This is a genomic window from Limnohabitans sp. DM1, from assembly GCF_001269385.1.
GTDB lineage: Bacteria > Pseudomonadota > Gammaproteobacteria > Burkholderiales > Burkholderiaceae_C > Limnohabitans_A.
On record NZ_CXOO01000022.1, the window covers coordinates 106,185 to 132,921 of the forward strand.

Genomic DNA, 26,737 nt, shown 5'->3' on the forward strand with positions numbered 1-26,737 from the left:
ATGACCATCAGCAGCAGCAACTTCTTGTTGAAGACAGGGGCCTTTGCAGCCCAAACCCTGGCCTTGCAGGGCAATGACTGGGTGGCTGCCAAAACCTTGCTGGAAACGGCACAGGCCAGGGGCATTGACGAAGCCATCAAGCAAGCCCTGAGCGTTCAGCTGTTTCAGCTCATCGTCCAGCCGCCCGTCAACCGCCAGCAAGCCCTGCAGGACTTGTGGACCGGTGCGGCCCATGCACTGACAGCCCAGCTGGGCGACTTGTTGTTGTCCGACGCGAGCCTTGGCGGGGCTTGGCAGCAATTGGGCCCCAGCAAAACGCAGGCACTGATGGTGCAGTGGCTGGATGTGGGGCAGCACAGCGCCGAAGTCATGAGCGCTTTGCGCGCCGATGCCGCGCTGGTGAACGCTCTTCAGGCGGCTCAGCCCAACGTGGCCTTGATGGACCGTGTGACCACGCAGGGGGCATGGCCATCGCCTGGCAGCACGGCAAGCTCCAGCCCGGCAAGTCCAAATGGCGTCTCGCAGCCCTTGGCACTCGACATGGGTCTGGACATTTTGGACACCCGCGCCAATGCTGACACCCGTTCGATCACCGGCACTGCAGCCATCACGCCCACCGCTAGCCCCACCGCTAGCCCCACCGCTAGCCCCACCGCTAGCCCCACCGCTAGCCCCACCGCTAGCCCCACCGCTAGCCCCACCGCTAGCCCCATCGTCAACGCCGCTGCGCTCTCCTCCCCGGACAATGGTCCCCCCAGCATCGTGCTGGGCAGCGACAAGCAAAGCTTGCTCAAAGGACAAACGGCCCAGCTGAGTTTCACCCTGTCAGAAGACAGCCTGGACTTTGGTCTGGACGACATCACGGTCATGGGCGGCACGCTCAGCCAATTCCAGGGCAGTGGCAAAAATTACACCGCCTTGTTCACCCCCGATGCCCACAGCACCAGTGCGCTGGTGTTTGTGGCCAGTGAACGCTTTGGCGATGCGGCGGGCCATTTGAACCAGGACGGCGGCGAAATCGACAACCTGCTGTCCATGGGCATCAATCTCAGCACCCCGATCACCCCAGTCACACCACCCCCGCCGCCCGCCACCAGCACGGGTAGCACCAGCATTGGCAGCACGGCCACGGGCAATACGCCCACCAGTGGCACAAGCGCATCCACCGGCAGCGGATCAACGGCTAACGGCACAGGTACAGGCACAGGCACCACAACCAACACCACGAGCACCCCAACCGGCAACACCAGCAGCGCAAACGCGTCAACAGGCACGCCAACGCCCACAGGATCCTCGGGCTTCACATCCACCAGCCCGGCACCTACAGACAGCACCCCACCCAGCATCACCATCACGGCCAACAAAACCGTGCTGGCGCAGCAAGAAACAACGACGGTGCTGTTCACGCTCAGTGAAGCCAGCGCAGATTTCAGCCTGGACGACATCACCGTGCTCGGTGGCACGCTGAGCCAGTTTCAGGGCAGCGGCAAAAACTACTCCGCCACCCTGACACCCGGCACCGCCAACACCAGCGCCTTGGTGTTTATCTCCAGCGAACGCTTCAGCGATGCCAGCGGCAACTTCAACCAGGACGGCGCCGACGTGGACAACGCGCTGCCTTTCAGCGTGAACAACGCGGTGGTCACCCCGCCCCCCGTGGCACCACAGCCCCCCACGGCCCAACTGAGCAGCCTGAGCGACAGCGGCCTTCAAGGGGACCGGATCACCCAAAACAGCACGCCCACACTGAGCGGTACGGGCACACCCGGACACACCATCACTGTCCGGGACGCCACAGGTCAAGTGCTGGCCAGTGCCACCGTGCAAGCCAATGGCAGTTGGCAAGCCACGCCTGTGCAAGCTTTGCCTCAAGGCCTCAACGCCTTGCAAGTTGTGGCCACCAGCCCAATGGGCCTGAGCAGCCCAGCCACCCCTTTGTCGGTCACAGTGGACACGTTGGCGCCCACTGTCACCATCGGTGCGCTGCAAACCACGCTCAAAGCGGGCGAGTCGACCACGGTGACCTTCACCCTGAGCGAAAGCAGCCAGGATTTCAGCCTGGCCGATGTCACCGTCATTGGCGGCAGCCTGAGCCAGCTTCAAGGCAGTGGCCAAAATTACAGCGCCACATTCACCCCGGCGGCCGCCAGCAGCAGTGCACTGCTGTATGTGGCCAGCGAACGCTTCAAGGATGCGGCGGGCAATTTCAACCAGGACAAAGGCGATCTGAAAAACCTCTTGTCCTTGAGCGTGAGCCAGGCCCCCCCGGCCTTGCCCCCCGTGCGTCCGACCCTCACCCTGAGCACCGCCAGCGACAGCGGGCTGGTGGGCGACGGCATCACGAACAACGACAAACCCAGCTTCAGCGGCACAGGCACACCGGGTGACACCATCCGGCTGAGCCTGACCAGCACCGGCGAAGTCCTGGTGACCACCGTGGCCAGCAATGGCACTTGGAGCGCCACACCCATCCAGGCCATCGGCAGTGGCACCGTGAGCGTCACCGCCACCAATGCCGCCGGACTGGTCAGCGCCGAGCAAACACTGGCGCTGGTCATCGACAAAAGCATCAACACCCCCGTGCTCAGCCTGGTGTGTGACAGCGGCAGCAACTCGGCCGATGCCATCAGCCAATCGGGCGCCCTCCAGGTGATCGCTGATGCAGGCAGTCGGCTGGAATACAGCACCAATGGCCTGGTCTGGAGCAGCACCTTTGTGCCGGTGGAAGGCAGCAATCTGGTGAGCGTTCGCGCCACCGACGCTGCGGGCAACGTGGCCACCGCCAGCGCTTTGCGCTTCACCCTGGACACCACACCGCCTGTGGCACCCACGCTGGCTTTGGCCTGCGACAGCGGCGCCAGCGCCACCGACCTCATCAGCAGCAATGGCGCGCTCAGCGTCATTGCCGAAGCTGGTGCCACCTTGCAATACAGCACAAACGGCAGCACTTGGGGCAGCACCTTCACTGCGCTTGAAGGCGCCAACACCGTGCAAGTGCGGGCCGTGGATGCCGCAGGCAATACAGGCCCTGCCAGCAGCCTGGGCTTCACCCTCGACAAAACCATCGCCACACCCACCCTTAGCCTGGTCTGCGACAGCGGCACCAGCGCCTCGGACGCCATCACCCGCAATGGGGCCATCAGCGTGAACGCCGAAACGGGTGCCTCGCTCCAATACAGCACCAACGGCAGCAGCTGGGCGACGACCTTTGCAGCGGTCGAACGCACGAACACCGTGCAAGTGCGCGCCACCGACGCAGCAGGCAATGTCGCCACCTCCGCCCCCCTGAGCTTCACGCTCGACACCCAAACGGCCGCCTTCAGCGTGGCTTTGGTGTGTGACAGCGGCGCTTTGGCCAACGACGGCATCAGCAAAGCGCCGGCTTTGGTCGTCACCGGCACCGAAGCTGGGACCACTGTGGAATACAGCAGCAACGGTGCAGTCTGGGCCAGCACCTACAGTGCGGTGGAAGGCCTGAACAGCGTGCAAGTGCGGATGACGGATACCGCAGGCAACCCAGGCACACAAAATTTCAGCTTCACGCTCGACAGCACCGCCCCCGGTGCACCTGTGCTCACGCTGACCTGCGACAGCGGTGCCAGCGCCACCGACCTCATCAGCAGCAATGGCGCGCTCAGCGTCAACGCCGAGGCAGGCGCTACGCTGCAATACAGCACCAACGGCACGTCTTGGGCCAGCACCTTTGCAGCGGCTGAAGGCAACCACACCGTCAAAGTGCGCGCCGTCGATGCCGCAGGCAACGCAGGCGCTGCCAGCACCCTGGGCTTCACACTCGACAAAACCACCGCCACGCCCACGCTCAGTTTGATCTGCGACAGCGGGGCCAGCGCCTCGGACGCCATCACCCGCAACGGCGCCATCAGCGTGAACGCCGAAACGGGTGCCACCCTCGAATACAGCACCAACGGCACGACCTGGGCGACCACTTTTGCAGCCGTTGAAGGTGCCAACACCGTCACCGTGCGCGCTACCGACGCGGCGGGCAATGTGGCCAGCTCCGCGCCTTTGAGCTTCAGCCTGAACACACAAGTGGCGGCTTTCACGGCCAAGCTCGACGACGCCAGCAACAGCGGCAGCACCGCCGACTTGCTCACCAGCGACAACACGCCCACCATCAGCGGCACCGGCACGGCAGGAAACACCATCCAGGTCACCATGCCCGGCACCGGCGAAGTGCTGAGCGCCACCGTGGCCGCCAATGGCAGCTGGAGCGTCACGCCCACGCTGGCCATCGTCAGCGGCAACGTGAGCATCACCGCCAGCGACGCCGCAGGCAATGTCAGCAGCGCCCAGACCCTGGCGCTGGTGGTGGACAGCAGCATCGCCACGCCCACGCTCAGCCTGGTGTGCGACAGCGGCGCCAGCAGCACCGACAAGATCAGCCGAGACGGCACGCTCAGCGTGAGCGCCGAAGCAGGCGCCACCCTTGAATACAGCACCAACGGCACGTCTTGGACGACCACCTTTGCAGCCACCGAAGGCGTCAACACGGTCACCGTGCGGGCTACTGACGCGGCAGGCAATGTGGCCACCTCTGCGCCTTTGAGCTTCACCCTCGACACCCAGACGCCCGCCTTCAGCTTGGCCTTGGTCTGCGACAGCGGTGCTTCTGCCACCGACAGCATCAGCAAAGCCCCGGCTTTGGTCGTCACTGGCGCCGAAGCTGGCGCCACAGTGGAATACAGCAGCAACGGTACCGTCTGGGCCAGCACCTACGCCTCAACCGAAGGCCTCAACAGCGTCAAGGTTCGCGTGAGCGATGCCGCTGGCAACCAGCGCACGCAAGACTTCAGCTTCACCCTCGACAGCACGGCCCCCACAGCGCCTGTGCTCACCCTGGTCTGTGACAGCGGCACAAGCGCCACCGACAAACTCAGCAACAACGGCGCCATCAGCGTGACCGCTGAAGCCGGTGCCACGCTCGAATTCAGCACCAACGGCAGCACCTGGGCCAGCACCTTTGCAGCGGCCGAAGGCGCCAACACCGTCATGGCCCGCGTCACCGACGCGGCAGGCAATGTCAGCACCAGCAGCAGCCTGAGCTTCACGCTCGACAGCAGCGCTCCAGTTGCACCCACGGTCGGTCTGTTTTGCGACAGCGGCACAGCCACTGGCGCAGCCACTGGCGCAGCCACCGACAAAGTCAGCAACAACGGCACCCTGAGCCTGTCCAGCCCCGAAGCTGGGGGCCTCATCGAATACAGCACCAACGGCGTCATCTGGGCGACCACCTTTGTGGCCGCTGAAGGCAACAACGCGGTCAAAGTCCGCGTGACCGATGCCGCAGGCAATGTGGGCGCCATCACCGACTTCAACTTCACCCTGGACACCACCGCGCCTGGCGCACCGGTCATTGGCCTGACGTGCGACAGCGGTGCCAGCGCCACCGATCTCATCAGCAGCAACGGCGCGCTCAGCGTCAACGCCGAGGCAGGCGCTACGCTGCAATACAGCACCGACGGCACGTCTTGGGCCAGCACCTTTGCAGCGGCTGAAGGCAACCACACCGTCAAAGTGCGCGCCGTCGATTCCGCAGGCAACGCAGGCGCTGCCAGCACCCTGGGCTTCACGCTGGACAAAACCACCGCCACGCCCACGCTCAGTTTGGTCTGCGACAGCGGTGCCAGCGCTGTTGATGCCATCACCCGCAACGGCGCCATCAGCGCGAATGCCGAAACGGGTGCCACCCTCGAATACAGCACCAATGGCAGCAGCTGGGCCACCACATTCGCGGCCGTTGAAGGCGCCAACACTGTGCAAGTGCGGGCCACCGACGCGGCGGGCAATGTGGCCACGTCCAGCGCGATGAATTTCACCCTCGACACCCAAACGCCCGCCTTCAGCGTAGCCCTGGTGTCTGACAGCGGCGCCTTGGCCACCGACGGCATCAGCAAAGCCCCGGCTTTGGTCGTCACTGGCGCCGAAGCTGGCGCTGCGGTTGAGTACAGCAGCAACGGCACCGTCTGGGCCAGCACCTACGCCGCCACCGAAGGCCTCAACAGCGTCAAGGTCCGCGTGAGCGATGCCGCTGGCAACCAGCGCACGCAAGACTTCAGCTTCACGCTCGACAGCACAGCGCCCACCGCGCCCGTCATCACCCTGGTCTGCGACAGCGGCAGCAACGCCACCGACAAACTCAGTGGCAACGGCGCCATCAGCGTGACCGCCGAAGCCGGCGCCACCCTCGAATTCAGCACCAACGGCAGCACCTGGGCCAGCACCTTTGCAGCGGCCGAAGGCGCCAACACCGTCATGGCCCGCGTCACCGACGCGGCAGGCAATGTCAGCACCAGCAGCAGCCTGAGCTTCACGCTCGACAACACCGCTCCGACAGCCCCCACAGTCGGTCTGTTTTGCGACAGCAGCACAGCCACCGACAAAGTCAGCAACAACGCCACCTTGAGCCTGTCCAGCCCCGAAGCCGGTGGACTCATCGAATACAGCACCAACGGCGTCGTCTGGGCCAGCACCTTTGTGGCCGCCGAAGGCAACAACGCGGTCAAGGTCCGCGTGACCGATGCCGCTGGCAATGTGGGCGCCATCACCGACTTCAACTTCACCCTTGACACCACCGCCCCCGGCGCACCGGTCGTGACCCTGGCCTGCGACAGCGGCGCCAGCGCCACCGACCTCATCAGCAGCAATGGCGCGCTCAGCGTCAACGCCGAGGCAGGCGCTACGCTGCAATACAGCACCGACGGCACGTCTTGGGCCAGCACCTTTGCAGCGGCTGAAGGCAACCACACCGTCAAAGTGCGGGCCGTCGATGCCGCAGGCAACGCAGGCGCTGCCAGCACCCTGGGCTTCACACTCGACAAAACCACCGCCACGCCCACGCTGACTTTGGTCTGCGACAGCGGTGCCAGCGCTGTTGATGCCATCACCCGCAACGGCGCCATCAGCGTGAACGCCGAAACGGGTACCACCCTCGAATACAGCACCAACGGCACGACCTGGGCGACCACTTTTGCAGCAGTCGAAGGCGCCAACACGGTCACCGTGCGCGCCACCGACGCGGCGGGCAATGTGGCCACCTCTGCGCCTTTGAGCTTCAGCCTGAACACGCAAGTGGCCGCTTTCACGGCCAAGCTCGACGACGCCAGCAACAGCGGCAGCACCGCCGACTTGCTCACCAGCGACAACACGCCCACCATCAGCGGCACCGGCACGGCCGGTGACACGGTTGCAGTCACCATGCCCGGCACCGGCGAAGTGATGAGCGCCACCGTGGCCGCCAACGGCAGCTGGAGCGTCACGCCCACCCTGGCCATCGTCAGCGGCAATGTGAGCATCACCGCCAGCGACGCCGCAGGCAATGTCAGCAGTGCCCAGACCCTGGCGATGGTGGTGGACAGCACCATTGCCACGCCCACGCTCAGCCTGGTGTGCGACAGCGGCGCCAACACCACCGACAAGATCAGCCGCGACGGCACGCTCAGCGTGAGCGCCGACAGTGGCAGCACGCTCGAATACAGCACCGACGGCACTGCTTGGAAGACCACCTTTGCAGCCACCGAAGGCGTCAACACGGTCACCGTGCGGGCTACTGACGCGGCGGGCAATGTGGCCATCTCTGCGCCTTTGAGCTTCACCCTCGACAACCAAACACCCGCTTTCACTGTGGCCTTGGTGTCGGACAGCGGCGCTTCTGGCACTGACAGCATCAGCCAAGCCCCGGCGCTGGTGGTCACTGGCGCCGAAGCTGGCGCAGTCATCGAGTACAGCAATAACAACAGCACGACGGGCACCGTCTGGGCCAGCACCTACGCCGCCACCGAAGGCCTCAACAACGTCAAGGTCCGCGTGAGCGATGCCGCGGGCAACCAGCGCACGCAAGACTTCAGCTTCACCCTGGACAGCACGGCCCCCACAGCGCCTGTGCTCACCCTCGTCTGCGACAGCGGCAGCAGTGCCACGGACAAACTCAGCAACAACGGCGCCATCAGCGTGACCACCGAAGCCGGTGCCACGCTCGAATTCAGCACCAACGGAACCACCTGGGCCAGCACCTTTGCAGCGGCTGAAGGCGCCAACACCGTCATGGCCCGCGTCACCGACGCGGCAGGCAATGTCAGCACCAGCAGCAGCCTGAGCTTCACCCTCGACAGCACGGCACCCGTGGCCCCCACCGTGGGCCTGTTCTGCGACAGCGGCACAGCCACAGGCGCAGCCACCGACAAAGTCAGCAACAACGGCACCCTGAGCCTGTCCAGCCCCGAAGCCGGTGGACTCATCGAATACAGCACCAACGGCGTCGTCTGGGCCAGCACCTTTGTGGCCGCCGAAGGCAACAACGCGGTCAAGGTCCGCATCACCGACGCCGCAGGCAACGTGGGCGCCACAGCCGACTACAGCTTCACGCTCGACACCACCGCGCCTGGCGCACCGGTCGTCACCCTGAGCTGCGACAGCGGCACCAGCGCCACCGACCTCATCAGCAGCAACGGCGCACTCAGCGTCACTGCCGAAGCTGGCGCTACGCTGCAATACAGCACGGACGGCAGCAGCTGGGCCAGCACCTTTGCAGCAGCCGAGGGCAACAACACCGTCAAAGTGCGTGCACTGGACGCCGCAGGCAATGCAGGCCCGGCCAGCAGCCTGGGCTTTACGCTGGACAAAACCATCGCCACGCCCACGCTGACCTTGGTCTGCGACAGCGGCACCCGCGCTGTGGATGCCATCACCCGCAACGGCGCCATCAGCGCGAATGCCGAAACGGGTGCCACCCTCGAATACAGCACCGATGGCACGACCTGGGCGACCACTTTTGCAGCAGTCGAAGGCGCCAACACGGTCACCGTGCGCGCCACCGACGCGGCGGGCAATGTGGCCACCTCTGCGCCTTTGAGCTTCAGCCTGAACACACAAGTGGCGGCTTTCACGGCCAAGCTCGACGACGCCAGCAACAGCGGCAGCACCGCCGACTTGCTCACCAGCGACAACACGCCCACCATCAGCGGCACCGGCACGGCGGGCAACACCATCCAGGTCACCATGCCCGGCACTGGCGAAGTGCTGAGCGCCACCGTGGCCGCCAACGGCAGCTGGAGCGTGACGCCCACGCTGACCATCGTCAGCGGCAACGTGAGCATCACCGCCAGCGACGCCGCAGGCAATGTCAGCAGCGCCCAGACCCTGGCGATGGTGGTGGACAGCACCATTGCCACGCCCACGCTCAGCCTGGTGTGCGACAGCGGCGCCAACACCACCGACAAGATCAGCCGCGACGGCACGCTCAGCGTGAGCGCCGACAGTGGCAGCACGCTCGAATACAGCACCAACGGCACAGCTTGGACGAGCACGTTTGCAGCCGTCGAAGGCGTCAACACGGTCACCGTGCGGGCTACTGACGCGGCAGGCAATGTGGCCACCTCTGCGCCTTTGAGCTTCACCCTCGACACCCAGACGCCCGCCTTCAGCTTGGCCTTGGTCTGCGACAGCGGTGCTTCTGCCACCGACAGCATCAGCCAAGCCCCGGCTTTGGTCGTCACTGGCGCCGAAGCTGGCGCCACAGTGGAATACAGCAGCAACGGTACCGTCTGGGCCAGCACCTACGCCTCAACCGAAGGCCTCAACAGCGTCAAGGTTCGCGTGAGCGATGCCGCTGGCAACCAGCGCACGCAAGACTTCAGCTTCACCCTCGACAGCACGGCCCCCACAGCGCCTGTGCTCACCCTCGTCTGCGACAGCGGCAGCAGTGCCACGGACAAACTCAGCGGCAACGGCGCCATCAGCGTGACCGCTGAAGCCGGTGCCACGCTCGAATTCAGCACCAACGGCAGCACCTGGGCCAGCACCTTTGCCGCCACCGAAGGCGCCAACACCGTCATGGCCCGCGTCACCGACGCGGCAGGCAATGTCAGCACCAGCAGCAGCCTGAGCTTCACGCTCGACAGCAGCGCTCCAGTTGCACCCACGGTCGGTCTGTTTTGCGACAGCGGCACAGCCACCGACAAAGTCAGCAACAACGCCACCTTGAGCCTGTCCAGCCCCGAAGCCGGTGGACTCATCGAATACAGCACCAACGGCGTCGTCTGGGCCAGCACCTTTGTGGCCGCTGAAGGCAACAACGCGGTCAAGGTCCGCGTGACCGATGCCGCTGGCAATGTGGGCACCATCACCGACTTCAACTTCACCCTGGACACCACCGCCCCCGGCGCACCGGTCATTGGCCTGACGTGCGACAGCGGTGCCAGCGCCACCGACCTCATCAGCAGCAATGGCGCGCTCAGCGTCAACGCCGAGGCTGGCGCTACGCTGCAATACAGCACCGACGGCACATCTTGGGCCAGCACCTTTGCAGCGGCTGAAGGCAACCACACCGTCAAAGTGCGCGCCGTCGATTCCGCAGGCAACGCAGGCGCTGCCAGCACCCTGGGCTTCACGCTGGACAAAACCACCGCCACGCCCACGCTCAGTTTGGTCTGCGACAGCGGGGCCAGCGCCTCGGACGCCATCACTCGCAACGGCGCCATCAGCGTGAATGCCGAAACGGGTGCCACCCTCGAATACAGCACCAACGGCACGACCTGGGCGACCACTTTTGCAGCAGTCGAAGGCGCCAACACGGTCAGCGTGCGGGCCACCGAAGCGGCAGGCAATGTGGCCACGTCCAGCGCGATGAATTTCACCCTCGACACCCAAACGCCCGCCTTCAGCGTAGCCCTGGTGTCTGACAGCGGCGCTTTGGCCACCGACAGCATCAGCAAAGCCCCGGCTTTGGTCGTCACTGGCGCCGAAGCTGGCGCCACAGTGGAATACAGCAGCAACGGTACCGTCTGGGCCAGCACCTACGCCGCCACCGAAGGCCTCAACAACGTCAAGGTCCGCGTGAGCGATGCCGCGGGAAGCCAGCGCACGCAAGACTTCAGCTTCACGCTCGACAGCACAGCGCCCACCGCGCCCGTCATCACCCTGGTCTGCGACAGCGGCAGCAACGCCACCGACAAACTCAGCGGCAACGGCGCCATCAGCGTGACCGCCGAAGCCGGTGCCACGCTCGAATTCAGCACCAACGGCAGCACCTGGGCCAGCACCTTTGCCGCGGCTGAAGGCGCCAACACCGTCATGGCCCGCGTCACCGACGCGGCAGGCAACGTCAGCACCAGCAGCAGCCTGAGCTTCACCCTCGACAGCACGGCACCCGTGGCCCCCACCGTGGGCCTGTTCTGCGACAGCGGCACAGCCACAGGCGCAGCCACCGACAAAGTCAGCAACAACGGCACCCTGAGCCTGTCCAGTCCCGAAGCTGGAGGTCTGATCGAATACAGCACCAACGGCGTCGTCTGGGCCAGCACCTTTGTGGCCGCTGAAGGCAACAACGCGGTCAAGGTCCGCGTGACCGATGCCGCTGGCAATGTGGGCACCATCACCGACTTCAACTTCACCCTGGACACCACCGCCCCCGGCGCACCGGTCGTGACCCTGGCCTGCGACAGCGGGGCTTTGGGCACCGACCAGATCAGTCAGAACGGCACGCTCACGGTCAGCCTGCCCGACACCGCGCTGGCCTTGGAATACAGCACCGATGGCAGCAGCTGGACCAGCACCTTTGCCGCAGGCGAGGGCAACAACACGGTCAAAGTGCGTGCGGTCGATGCTGCAGGCAACCTGAGCGCCGTCAGCACCTTGAATTTCACGGTCGACAAAACCATTCACAAGCCCGTCGTGACACTGGCGTGCGACACCGGCATCGTGGGTGACACCATCACCTCGCTGGGCGAGATCAGCGTCTCGAATGCCGACAGCGACGCCCAAGTGCGCTACAGCCGCGACAACGTCAGCTGGAGCACCACCTTTGCCGCCGCTGAAGGCAGCAACACGGTCTATGTGCGCGTCAACGATGCCGCGGGCAATGTGGCCACGTCGGATGCCTTGAACTTCTACCTCAACACCCGCGCAGGCACCTTCACCGCCCGTCTGGACAACGCCAGCAACAGCGGCAGCTTGAACGACAACCTGACACACGACGACACGCCCAGCATCAGTGGCTCCGGCAAGGAAGGCGCCACTGTGCAGGTCACCATGCCCACCCCCTTGGACGGCTCGGCCACCGAAGTCTTTTCGACCACCGTGGACGTCAACGGCCTGTGGAGTGTGACGGCAGGAAAACCCATTGCCTCGGGCACGGTGAGCGTGGTCTACACCGAACCCAACAGCGCCGTCAGCAGCAGCGCGTCCATCAGCATCCTGATCGACAAGGACATCAGCACGCCCGTGCTGTCTCTGGTGTGTGACACCGGCAGCAGCGCAAGCGACAAAATTTCGCAAATCGGCAGCCTGGGCCTGGCCAGCGTCGATGCGGGCGTCACCATCGAGTTCAGCACCGATGGCACCGTCTGGACCAGCACCTACAGCGCCGCCGAAGGCGCCAACAGCGTGCGCGCCCGCGTCGTGGATGGGGCAGGCAATGTGGCCACCTCCAACGTGCTGAATTTCACCCTGGACACCACCGCCGCCACGCCGACCCTGAATGTGAACGCGGTCACGGGCGATGACGCCATCGGCCCGCTCGACGCCAGCCAGGCAAGCACTATCTTGTCGGGCACCTCGACCCTCACCCAGGCGGGCGACATGGTCACGCTGGGGCTGAACGGCCAGACTTACAGCGGCACCGTCGACGCCTTTGGCAACTACAGCATCGCCGTGGACACCCAGGACCTGGTGGACGACGCAGACCACAAGATCGACGCCCGCGTGACCGGCGTGGACCTGGCAGGCAACACCGGCACGGTCACCGTGGGGCACCTCTACAGCGTGGACGCTGTGGCCCCCTCGGTGCAAAGCCTGGTCCTGGACAAACCCAGCCTCAAAGCCGGTGAGACCGCCCAAGTCACCCTGACCTTCTCAGAAAAAGTCACCGCCTTTGACCTGGCCGACCTGAGCGCCGACAACGCCGTGCTCAGCCAATTGGCCAGCACCGACGGGGGCCTGACCTGGACCGCCACCCTCACCCCGACTGCCGCCATCGAAGACACCACCAACGTGGTCAAAGTCCTGGCCACCTACACCGACCTGGCAGGCAACACCGGCCTGACGGCCCAAAGCAGCAACTACAGCCTGGACACCCTCGCCCCCAGCTTCACCCTGCAACTCGATGACGCCAGCAACAGCGGCAGTCTGGGCGACACCCTCACCAACGACAGCACACCCACCTTGAGTGGCACCGGCAACCCCGGCGATACCCTGCGCATCACGATGCCTGGTGCCCCTTCAGCCACCCCGCCCGTCACCGGCGAAGTGCTCACCGCCACCGTCGCCGCCGACGGCACCTGGCGCGCCACACCCACCCAGGCCATCACCTCAGGCACCGTCAGCGTGGTCTCCACCGACGCCGTGGGCAACACCAGCGCCGCCCAAACCCTGAGCCTGCAAATTGACACCAGCTTGCCCGGCAACCTCAGCCTGGCCCTGGTCTGCGACAGCGGCACCAGCAGCAGCGACAAGATCACCCGCACAGGCGATGTCACCGTCACCGGCCAGGACGCCGACACCACCGTGCACTACAGCACCGATGGCAGCACCTGGGCCACCACCTTTGCTGCCTCTGAAGGCCTCAACACCTTGCGCGTGCGCCAGATGGACGCCGCAGGCAACGTCAGCGCCACCAGCACCCTGGGCTTGACCCTGGACACCACGGCACCTGTGCCCACGCTGAGCATCAACCCGATCACCGGTGACGATGCAGTAGGCCCCGTGGATGCCGCCAGCACCACCACCAAAATCAGCGGCAGCACATCGGGCGCACGCCCGGGCGATGTCATCACCCTGGTGCTCAATGGCACCACGTACAGCGGCACCGTGGACGTGGTGGGTGAATACAGCATCGATGTGGCCACCGCCGATCTGAGTGCCGACTCGGACTTCAAGCTCAGCGCCCAGCTGCTGGCCACCGATGCCGCTGGCAACAGCGCCACGGCCTCCGCCGCACGCAGCTACAGCGTGGACGCCACCGCCCCCACGGTGCAAAGCATCGTGCTGGACAAGAGCAGCCTCAAGCTCGGTGAAACCGCCAGTGTGACCCTCACCTTCTCGGAAAAAGTCAACGCCTTTGACTTGAGCGATCTGAGCGCCGACAACGGTGTGCTGAGCAATCTGGCCACCACCGACGGCGGCCTCACCTGGAGCGCCAAGCTCACGCCCACGGCCTCCATCGAAGACGCCACCAACGTGGTCAAGGTACTGGCCACCTACACCGACCTGGCTGGCAACACCGGCGCTGCTGCGCAAAGCAACAACTACGCACTGGACACCCTGGCGCCTGCGGCCATCATCAAGCTGGCCCATGAAAACCTCAAAGCTGGCGACAGCACCACGCTCACCATCAGCTTCAACGAGCCGGTGCAAGGCTTTGGCAACAGCGATGTCACTGTGGCCAACGGCAGCCTGGGCACCTTGACGAGTGCCGACGGTGGCAAGACCTGGACGGCCACGTACACCCCCACGGCCAACATCACCTCGGCCGCCAACCTCATCACGCTGGCCGCCGCTTACACCGACGCCCTGGGCAACCCCGGCGAGGCAGGCACCAGCGGCAATTACCAAATCGACACCCAGCTGCCCAGCGCCACGCTGACCCTCACAGGCAGCAACGGCGCCGCCGTCAGCAGCTTCACCGCAGGCCAAAGCGCCACCGTCACCATCAGCTTCAGCGAGGCCGTCAAGGACTTCAGCAACGCCGATGTCACCGTGGAAAGCGGCAGCCTCAGCCCCTTGTCCAGCAGCGATGGGGGCAAGACCTGGGTGGGCACCTTCACCGCCGCCGCCAACGTGGAAGACGCCACCAACACCCTGAGCGTCAACGCCGCAGGCTACAGCGACCTGGCAGGCAACGCCGGGGGCGTGGTGGCCAGCAGCAACTACGCGGTAGACACGCAAGGCCCAACAGCCACCGTTGCCCTGAGCAAGAGCAACTTCCTGGCCGCCGACACGGCGCAAGTCACGATCACCTTCAGCGAAAAAGTCACCGGCTTTGACAACAGCGATGTGACGGTGGACAACGGCACGCTCAGCGCCCTGAGCAGCACCGACGGCGGCAAGACCTGGGTGGGCACCTTCACGCCCACCCCCGGCGTGGCCGATGCCACCAACACCGTGAGCCTGCTCAACAGCTACACCGATGTGGCGGGCAACCAGGGCGCCAGTGCCCAGAGTGCCAATTACGTCATCGACCAAAAGGCCCCCACAGCCACCATTGCCTTGAGTGACAACGCCCTCAAGGCAGGCGAGAGCGCCACGGTGACCATCACCTTCAGCGAAAAAGTCATCGGCTTCAGCCTGGCCGACGTCACCGCGCCCAACGGCAGCCTGAGCGCCTTCACCGCCAGTGCCGACGGCCTGAGCTGGACCGCCACCTTCACCCCCGCCAGCGACACCGATGCGCCCAGCAACACCCTGACGCTGGCCAACACCTACAGCGACGAAGCGGGCAATGCGGGCCAAGCGGCCACCGCCACTTATGGCGTCAGCACCAAGGGGCCGAGTTTTACGCTCACCCTGGACGCCAGCAGCAACAGTGGCAGCAGCGCCGACCTGATCACCAATGATGACACGCCCACGATCAGTGGCACCGGCACGCCGGGGGACACCATCCAGGTGACGATGCCGGGCACTGGCGAAGTGCTCAGCACGACCGTGGCCGCCAATGGCAGCTGGAGCATCACGCCCACCTTGGCCATCGTCAGCGGCACGGTCAGCGCCCTGGCCACCGATGCCTTTGGCAACAGCAGCACCGCCAAAACCCTGGGCTTGGTGATCGACAAAACCATGGGCGCCGCCAGTGTGGCCTTGCTGTGCGACAGCGGCCTGAGCGCCACCGACAAGATCAGCCGCGACGGCACGCTCAGCGTGAGCGCCGACAGTGGCAGCACGCTCGAATACAGCAGCAACGGCACAACGTGGGCCACCACGTTTGCCGCCGCCGAAGGCGCCAACACCGTGCAAGTGCGCGCCACCGACGCGGCAGGCAACATCGCCACCTCCAGCGCGATGAGCTTCACCTTGGACACCCAGACGCCCGCCTTCAGCGTGGCCCTGCTGTGTGACAGCGGCACCAGCAGCGCCGACAAGATCAGCCTGGATGCCAGCTTGCAGGTCTCGGGTGCCGAAGCCGGCGCCGTGGTGGAGTACAGCACCGATGGCAGCGTCTGGAAAAACACCTATGCCGCCACCGAAGGCGCCAACAGCGTGCAAGTGCGGGTGACCGACGCCGCAGGCAACCAGCGTGCGCAAAGTTTCAGCTTCACGCTCGACAGCACCGCCCCCACCACCCCCGTCATCAGCCTGGCCAATGACAGCGGCCCCAGCAGCAGCGACGGCAAGACCCAGGTCGGCGTGGTCAACGTCAGCGCAGAAGCGGGCGCAACCTTGCAGTACAGCACCAACGGCAGCGTCTGGGGCACCACCTTTGCAGCGGTCGAGGGCATCAACAACGTCTTTGCCCGCGCCACCGACAAAGCGGGCCATGTCAGCCCCATCGGCAACCTCAGCTTCACCCTGGACACCACCGCGCCCACAGCGCCCACTGTGGCCTTGTTGTGCGACAGCGGCAGCAGCGCCACCGACAAGCTCAGCAACACCAGCACCCTGAACGTCACCACCAGCGAAGCGGGCGGGCTGATCGAATACAGCACCAACGGCAGCACCTGGTCGGGCACCTTCAGCGCCAGCGAGGGCCTGAACACGCTCAAGGTGCGCGTGAGCGATGCCGCTGGCCATGTGAGCGCAGCCACTGATTTCAGCTTCATCCTCGACACCACCGTGCCCTCTGCACCAGGCATGAGCCTGGTCTGCGACAGTGGCATCAGCTCCACTGACAAAATCACCCGTGATGGCAGCCTGAGTTTGTCCACGCTGGAGCAAGGGGCGGTCTTCCAGTACAGCACCGATGGCCAGGTGTGGGCCAACACCTGGGGCCCCAGCGAGGGCGCCAACACCGTTCAAACCCGCGTGGTGGATGCAGCGGGCAACGTCAGCGCGGCCAGCACGCTGAGCTTCACCCTGGACAAGACCCTGAGCCAACCTGTGCTGACCCTGGTGTGTGACACCGGCACCCCCGTTGACCTGGTCACCACCAACGGCGCCATCACCATGACGCAAATCGACCCTGACGCCACCGTGCTCTACAGCCGCGACGGCATCAGCTGGGGCACCACGTTTGTGGCCGTGGAAGGCAGCAACAGCGTGTATGCGCAGGTCAGCGATGCCGCAGGCAACCGGGCCACATCCGACGAACTGGTCTTCACGCTCAACACCCAGGCGGGCACCTTCACCGCGCGGCTGGACAACGCCAGCAACAGCGGCAGTTTGAAAGACAACCTCACCAACGACGACACGCCCACCATCAGCGGATCGGGCGAAATAGGCGCCACCGTGCAGGTGACCCTGCCCGCGCCGGTGGATGGCAGCGCTGCCGAAGTGCTGCAAGCCACGGTGGACATCAACGGCATGTGGTCCGTGACCGCAGGCAAGGCCGTGCCTTCGGGCGAAGTCAGCGTGCTCTACACCCGCCCCAACAGCGGCGCCAGCAGCACGGCCACCTTCAACCTGTTCATTGACAAGACCATCAGCACCCTCAGCCCCAGCCTGATGTGCGACAGCGGCGCCAGCGCCAGCGACAAGATCTCCAGCCAGGGCACCCTGGTGGTCAGCGGTGTGGACACCGACGCCAGCGTGCACTACAGCACCGACGGCAGCACCTGGAGCAGCACCTTTGTGGCCACCGAGGGTCTCAACAGTGTGCGTGTGCGCCAGACCGATGGCGCAGGCAATGTGAGTGCCATCAGCACGCTCAACTTCACACTGGACACCACGGCGCCAGCGCCCACGCTGAGCGTCAACGCCATCACCGGCGACGATGCGGTGGGACCGGGCGACGCAGCCCAGGCCACAAGCAAGATCAGCGGCACGACCACCAATGCCCGCCAGGGTGACCTGATCGAGGTGGTGCTCAATGGTGTGAACTACAGCACCACGGTGGACACCGTGGGCCAGTACAGCCTGGATGTGGCCACCACCGATCTCACGGCAGACCCGGACGCCACTGTGGCCTTGAAGCTGGTGGCCTCTGACCTGGCGGGCAACACCGCCACCGTGCAGGCCAGCCGCAGCTACAGCGTGGATACGTCGGTGCCCACGGTGCAAAGCATCGTGCTGGACAAGAGCAGCCTCAAGGTGGGCGAGACGGCCACCTTGTCCATCAGCTTCAGCGAAAAGGTCACGAGCTTTGACCTGAGCGACCTGAGCGCCGAGAACGCCGTGCTCAGCGGCCTGAGCAGCAGCGATGGCGGGAAAACCTGGACCGCCACCCTCACCTCGACCGCAGGCATTGAAGACACCAGCAACGTGGTGCGCCTGTTGGCCACCTACACCGATGTGGCAGGCAACACCGGCACCGCAGCGCAAACCGGCAACTACCAGCTTGACACACTGACCCCGACAGCGACCATTAAACTGGCTAACGAAAGCCTCAAGGCCGGTGACAGCACGATCGTGACCATCACCTTCAATGAAGTGGTCCAAGGCTTTGGAAACGCCGATGTACAGGTCGTCAACGGCAGTCTGGGCACCCTGACCAGCGCCGATGGCGGCAAGACCTGGACGGCCACCTACACGCCCAACATCAACGTCGAATCGACCACCAACGTGGTCACGCTTGCCAACACCTACACCGACGCCATGGGCAACATGGGCAGCGCCGGGGCCAGTGGCAACTACCAGATCGACACGCAGGCGGCCAGCGCGGTCATCACCCTCAAGGACAGCACGGGCGCTGCAGTCAACAGTTTCACTGCGGGCCAAAGTGCCACAGTGACCATCACGTTCAGCGAGGCCGTCAAGGATTTCAGCAACGCCGATGTCACGGCTCCAGGCGGTGACTTGAGCCCCTTGTCCAGCAACGATGGCGGCAAAACCTGGGTGGGCGTGTTCACAGCCACCAGCGGCATTGAACGCGCCACCAACACCCTGAGCGTCAATGGCGGCGCCTACACCGACTTGGCCGGTAATCTGGGTGGCGTGGCCGCCAGTGCCCATTACGCGGTGGACACACAAGGCCCTAGCGCCACCATCGTGCTCAATAAAACCCGCTTGCTGGCGGGGGACACGGCGCAAGTGACCATCAGCTTCAGTGAAAAGGTCTCGGGCTTTGACAACAGCGATGTCACGGTTGAAAACGGCACTCTGGGCACACTGTCCAGCACCGACGGCGGCAGGACCTGGGTGGCCACGTTCACGCCAACGCCCGGCACCGCCGATGCAAGCAATGTGATCAGCCTGGCCAACAGCTATGCCGACCTGGCAGGCAACCAAGGCGCAGGCACACAAAGCGGCAACTACGCCATCGACCTGAAGGCGCCCACGGCCACCATTGCCCTGAGCGACAGCGCCTTGAAAGCTGGTGAAACGGCCACAGTCAGCATCACCTTCAGTGAAAAAGTGCTGGACTTCAGCAAAACCGATGTGAGTGCGCCCCATGGCAGCCTGAGCGAGTTCGTGGCCAGCGCCGACGGCCTGACCTGGACCGCCACCTTCACCCCGCAGGCCAACACCACGGCTGCCAGCAACCTGATCAGCCTGGCGGGCAGCTACACCGACGAGTCGGGCAACAGCGGCGCGGGCGCTTCGGCCAGCTATGCCATCGACACCCAGGCCCCCGTGTTCACCGTGCGGCTGGATGACAGCAGCAACACCGGCAATCTGAGCGACAACCTGAGCAACGACGACACGCCCACCGTGAGCGGAAACGGCACAGCGGGCGACATCATCCAGGTCAGCTTCCCCGGCACGGGTGAGTTCATGTCCACCACCGTGGCCGCCAATGGCACCTGGTCGGTCACGCCCACGCAAAGCATTGCCAGCGGAAACGTCACCGTGCAGGCCATCGACAGCGCGGGCAACACCAGCCCCGCGCAAACGCTGGCTCTGGTCATCGACAAGAACATCACAGCACCCACCGTGGCCCTGGCCTGCGACACCGGCAGCAGCGGCAGCGACAAAGTCAGCAGCGTCGGCACACTCAGCGTCAGTGCCGAAAGCGGCACCTTGCTGGAATACAGCACCGACAGCGGGCAGACCTGGTTCACCACCTTCACCGCCGGGGAAGGCGCCAACACGGTCACCGTGCGGGCCACCGATGGCGCTGGCAATGTGGCGACATCGAACACCTTGAATTTCACGCTCGACAGCCAGATGGCATCGTTCAGTGTGGCCCTGATTTGTGACAGCGGCGCCAGCAGCGCCGACAAAATCAGCCAGGTTGGGCGCCTGAGCCTCAGTGGCATTGAGGCCGGTGCCACCGTCGAGTTCAGCACCAACTTTGGCACGTCTGGCACCACCTGGAGCAACACCTTCAGCGCCAGCGAGGGCAACAACAGCATCAAGATTCGCGTGACCGACGCCGCAGGCAACCAGCGCCTGCAAGATTACGGCTTCACCTTTGACAGCACGTCAGCGACCGCACCTGTGCTGGCCCTGGCCAATGACACAGGTGCCAGCAGCAACGACCGGACCACGCACGAAAGCCTGATCAACGTCAGCGCCGAGGCCGGTGGCTTGCTGGAATACAGCAGCAACGGCATCGTCTGGGGCCCCACTTTTGCGGCCACTGAAGGCGTCAACAGTGTGTTTGCGCGCATCACCGACAAAGCGGGCAACGTCAGCCCGGCCGGCAGCCTGACTTTCACCCTCGACACCATTGCCCCTGTGGCCCCCACCGTGAGCCTGGTGTGTGACACCGGCGTCAGCGGCAGCGACCGCCTGACCGCCAACCCGGGCTTCATGGTCAGCAGCGCCGAAATCAGCGGCGTGGTCGAGTACAGCACCAACGGCAGCAGCTGGAGCACCACCTTCACAGCGGTCGAAGGCAGCAACAGCATCAAGGTGCGGGTCACAGACACGGCGGGCAATATTGGCGCGGCGACCGATTTCAGCTTCACCCTCGACAGCACCGGCCCCGACACCTCGGCGCTGGCCCTGGTGTGCGACACCGGCAGCAGTGGCACAGACAAGATCACCAGCAGTGCCGCTTTGAGCATCAGCACCATTGAAAGCGGCCTGGTCTTGCAGTACAGCACCAACGGCGTGCAGTGGGGCACCACCTTTGCCGCCGGTGAAGGCAGCAACACCGTCTACACGCGGGCTGTGGATGCAGCAGGCAACGCGGGCACACCCAGCAGCCTGAGCTTCACGCTGGACACGCAGCTGAGCAAACCCAGCCTGGCCTTGGTGTGCGACAGCGGCAGCCAGGGCGACAACATCAGCTCGCAGGCGACCATTCAGACCTTCAACCTCGATGCCGATGCGCGCATCGAATACAGCACCAATGGCACGCTGTGGAACGCCACATTTGCACCCGTGCAGGGCGCCAACACGGTGATGGCACGCGTCACGGACACGGCAGGCAATGTCAATGTGTCCGAACCTCTGGTCTTCACCTTCGACACCGTGGCGCCCTCACCCAGCATCGCCTTGAGTTGTGACTCGGGCACCAGCGCCAGCGACTTCTACACCCGCGACAAGAGCATCACGACCACTGGCGTTTTGCCCACCGACATGGTGAGCTACTCCAGTGATGCAGGCCTGACCTGGAGCAACACTTTCTTTGCGGTCGATGGCCTGAACAAAGTCACCATCCGCGTGCTCGACGGTGCCGGCAATGTGGGCACCAGCAACACCTTGCAGTTCACGCTGGACACGCAGCTGCTGGAAACGCCCGTCAGCCTGACCTGCGACAGCGGCATCTCTGGCACGGACCGCATCAGCAGTCTTTCCGACATCACCGTGGGCAGCGCAGAAAGTGGCGCCACGCTCAGCTACCGCGTGAGTCTGGCCGACCAGACCTTGGTGCGCGACTGGGCCAGCTCTTACCTGCCCCCCAGCTCCAATGGCGACTATGTGGTGGAAGTACGCACCACCGACAAAGCGGGCAACACCAGCGTGAGCGAGCTGGACTTCACCCTCATCAACACGCCGCCTGCCGTGGGCACACTGAGCCTGGTCACCGACAGCGGGCGCAGCGCCAGCTACACCGCCGACCGCATCACCAATGTGGGCCAGGTGCGCTCCAGCGTCACTTACGGTGTGGGATACACCGTGCTCTACCAATACAGCACCGATGCAGGCAACAGCTGGAGCGTGCTCAAGCCCACCTTCTCGCCCGTGGCGGACGGCAGCTACCAGGTGCGCCAGATCGTCTCGGATGCCGTAGGTAACACGGCCACCACGACCCCACTGGTGTTCACCCTGGACACCACGGCCCCTGCAGCCCCCAATGTGACGCTGGTGTGCGATGCAGGCACGCCCGCAGACTTGCTGACCAACGATGGCCGCATTGCCGTATCTGGCACAGAAAACCTGGCCCTGGTGCAGTACAGCACCGACTCGGGCAACACCTGGACCAACACTTTTGCGGCCCGCGATGGCACCAACGATGTGTGGGTGCGCCAGATGGACTTCACCGGCAACACCAGCGCTGTCAGTGTGCTCAACTTCACGCTCGACACCTCGGGTGTTCCCCCCACACTGAACCTGTTTTGTGACTCCGGCAGCAGCACCAGCGACAGCCTCAGCAACGATGTGCGCATATTCGTCGATGACCTGGAAGCTGGCGGCACTGTTGAATACAACCTGGACAACGCCGGATGGGTCAGCAGCTACACCGCACCGACCGTGGATGGGGTGTACAACCTCAAAATCAGAGCACGCGACAGCTTTGGCAACGTCAGTCCGGTGGTCTCACGCACCTTCACGCTGGACACGACGCCAGCGACGGTGTCCAACATTTACAGCACGTCCATCCAGTACACCTCGGGCGCCACCCTGGGCAACACCATCGACATCCTGATGGATGTGAGTGAGCCCGTGCAAGCGGGCTCCTTTGTGGTGGTCAACCTCAACACCGGCGCACAGGTCACCCTGACGGCCCAGGCCAATGGCACGCAACTGAGCGGCACCTATGTGGTGGGCGCCGGTGAATCGACCACTGATTTGACGGTGGACAGCTTCCAGAACGTGCGCCTGACCGATTTGGCAGGCAACACGACCACCGACGCACAGATACCCGTCGGCACCAACCTGGGTGACAACAACGCCATCACCGTTCGCTGGGCCCTGAACGGCACGGATGGCGACGACCTGATCAGCGGCATCAGCCGCGGGCTAGCCATTGACGACGATATTTTCGGGAAATTGGGCAGCGACACCATCAGTTATGAAGGCGTGACCAATCCTGTCAACGTGAACTTGACGTCCGGGCTGGCCACAGGCACCGATGCAGCCGTCATCAGCGACAAAGTCGATGGCTTTGAAAACATCATTGGCGGCACGGGTGCTGACACGCTGGTGGGCACGGACGGCGCCAACGTGTTCGACGCGGGCGCAGGCGCCGACTCGATGGCTCTGGCGGACGGCAGTGACACGGTCATCAACGGCGCGGGGGCCGACACCATCGACGCCGGTGATGGCATCGACTGGATCGACTACAGCCAAGGCAACACCACGGTGGGTGTGTCGGGCACCCTCAATGGTGCGACTGGCGCCAACATCACCGATGGCACAGGTGCCACCGATGTGATCAGCAACCTGGAAAACGTGATCGGCACATCGTTTGCTGACACTTTGACAGGGGACTTGAACGCCAACATTGTGATCGGCGGCAATGGCAACGACAACTTCAATGGCGCAGCAGGCAACGACAGCTTGCAAGGTGACGATGGCGACGACACCCTGACCGGCGGTCTGGGAGACGACACCCTGTATGGCGGCGCAGGCAATGACCGGCTGGACGGCACAGCAGGCGGCCTGGACTGGGCCGATTTCAGCCGCGATGGGGGTGCGGTGCAGATCAACCTGTCGGCTACGGTAGCGACCGATTTCAGCGGCGGCACAGACACGATCACCAACATCCCGAATGTGCTGGGCACCAGCTTCAACGACATGATGCAAGGCGATGCGGGCGCCAACATGTTGTCTGGCGGCGATGGCGCTGACTCCTTGTATGGCTTTGGCGGCAACGACACCTTGATCGCCGGGCTGGGCGATGACACCTTGCTGGGTTTTGGTGGCGTCAACATGCAAGGCGGTGACGGCTCTGACTGGGCCAGTTATGGTCACATCACGGTCTCCAGCGGCGTGCAGGTGGACCTGAGCTTGGGACGGGCCACGTTGGCCAGCGGTATCGACACGCTGACAGCCATCGAGAACATCGTGGGCACCACCTTCAATGACCGCCTGGGCGGCGACGCCAATGCCAACAGCATCATTGGCGGTGGCGGCAACGACACCTTGCTCGCCGGTGGCGGCAATGACACGATTTTCATGATCGGCCAGGACAGCACGGCCCTTGTGGATGCAGGCACCGGAGACGACGTGCTCACGGTCAGCGGACGGGGCGTTGTGCTCGCAGGCGATGGCAACGACCTGATCACCTTGCTCGATATCGGCAGCGATTTTTCAGGCACCACGATTCAGGGCGGCAATGGCACAGACACCCTGAGCCTGTCGTCGGCCTATGGCACGCTGTTTGACCTGTCGCAAGCCAGCACCGTGGCCGGGGCTGCGCGCGAGTTGGGCGCCATCAGTGGCATAGAAGTCATTGACATGGGCAGCGGCCTGAACCAGTTGGTCATGGGCTCGGACTCACTGAACATTGACCGCATCACTGGGCTGGTCGGGCAGGCGTCATTGCTGCGCGTGGATGGCACCAACGGCAAAGCCTATTTGCCTGATGGCTTTGGTGGCATTGACGTGAACAATGACGGCCTGGCCGACACCACCGTGATTGGCGGCAATACGTATCGCCTGTACAGCAACAGCGTGGCAGGGGGCAACGACACCATTGCCATGCAGCAAGGCATCAGCGTCATCTACACCACGGTACTCACCGACGCGACCGACCCCCTGTGGATCGGCACCGATGAGGCTGACCGCGTCAACGCCAGAGCGGGCAATGACTCGCTGGACAGCGGAAAAGGCGATGACACCTTGATCGGTGGCTCGGGCAACGACTCCATGAATGGTGGAACCGGCATCGACTGGGCGGATTACACCGCCAATGCGGGCGACCCCGTCACGGGTGTCACGGTGAACCTGCTGGTGGGCACCACCAGCGGTGCAGCGGGCACTGACACACTCTTGAACATTGAAAACGTGGTGGGCAGTGCGGGCGCCGACAGTCTGGTGGGCAACACCACTGCCAACTGGCTCATGGGCGCTGCGGGCAACGACACCTTGTTTGGCGATGCAGGCGATGACACCCTGACAGGGGGAAGTGGAGCCGATTCGATCTCGGGTGGCACAGGCAACGATTGGGCAGACTACAGCAGCAGTTCAGGCGCCATCAACGTCACGCTCAGCACCACGGTGGGTGCCAATGCAACAGTCAGCGCAGGCACAGATGGCCCTGACACGCTCAACGGCATTGAAAACATCGCAGGCGGCTCGGGCTCAGACACGATTTTTGGTGACACGGCCACCAACTTTTTAATAGGCAATGCGGGCAACGATGTGTTGAGCGCGGTCAACGGCAACGACACCTTGATCGGGGGTTCGGGCAACGACTCCATGAACGGCGGTGCAGGCGCGGTGCTGTTCTTGCTGGAAAGCGGTAACGACACCTACAACGGCGGTGATGTGGTCGCAGGCGTCAACGACACGCTGGACATGAGCGCCTACAACGGTCCAGTCAGTGCGATTGGCCGCTCGGGCACCACTTCGGTGGACTTTTCCCTGATCACCGATGCCTTCAACGGCACCGACTTTGTCACCCAAATGGATGTGCTCAGGTTTGGCAATGGCAACGTGGTCTACAACCCCTACTCCAACTACCCGACTACCAGCGTCGGCAACAACCTGAACTGGGCCGAAACCGTGATCACCGGCAACGGCAATGACAGCATCTGGACAGGCTTGGGCTCGGACTCGGTGTTTGCGGGCGCTGGCAACGACACCGTGAACCCGGGGGGCCTGGGCAACAACAGCAACAACCAGGACCGCGACACCGTCGATGGTGGCGAGGGCAACGACTGGATCTCTTATTTTGGCGCGACAGAGGCGGTGGCCGTCAGTCTCAATGCAGCATCGACCACCTTCCAGGCGGTCACGGTGGCGGCTCAATCCAGCTTCAACACCGATTTCATCCGAGGCTTTGAAAACATCCTCACCGGTTCGGGCGCTGACACCATCTGGGGGACGCTGGCCGATGAACGCTTCATGACGGGCGCTGGTGCCGACTTTGTCTATGCAGGCAACGGCAACAACTGGATCGACTCGGGCGCAGAAGCGGGCAATGACAGGCTTTTTGCAGGTCTTGGCAACGACACGGTGTACGCGGGCCTGGGCACCGACCTGGTCAGCATCACCGGCGGCAACAACTTCGTCAGCCTGAGCAGCGGCGGCCTTGGCGACACCGTGGTCAGCGGTGCTGGCGATGACACCATTTATGGCAGCTATGGCCTCATCGGCAACCACAGCAGCGACACGGTGGCAGTTAACCGCAACGGCTATGTCAATGCGGGCGATGGCAACAACGTGGTGGTGACAGGCCAGCTCTACATCTACAACGGCGACAGGGTGATCACCGGCTCGGGCAATGACTTCATTGATGCAGGCAAGAGCGATTCGGCAGATGACACCGTGATCTCGGGTGCTGGCAATGACACCGTTTATCTGGGAGCCTCCTACGGCAATTCCCAGCAAGCCGATCTGGGCGATGGCAACGACA

General features: G+C 64.2%; 1 protein-coding gene (running past one end of the window). It reads left to right on the forward strand.

From position 1 onward, the window contains the following. Positions 1-26,737 carry the 5' portion of an Ig-like domain-containing protein gene (locus AMM33_RS08365; protein WP_194945334.1) on the forward strand. It continues 1,595 nt past the right edge of the window, so the window shows 26,737 of its 28,332 coding nt (coding positions 1-26,737); it begins with the start codon at positions 1-3; the stop codon falls past the right edge of the window.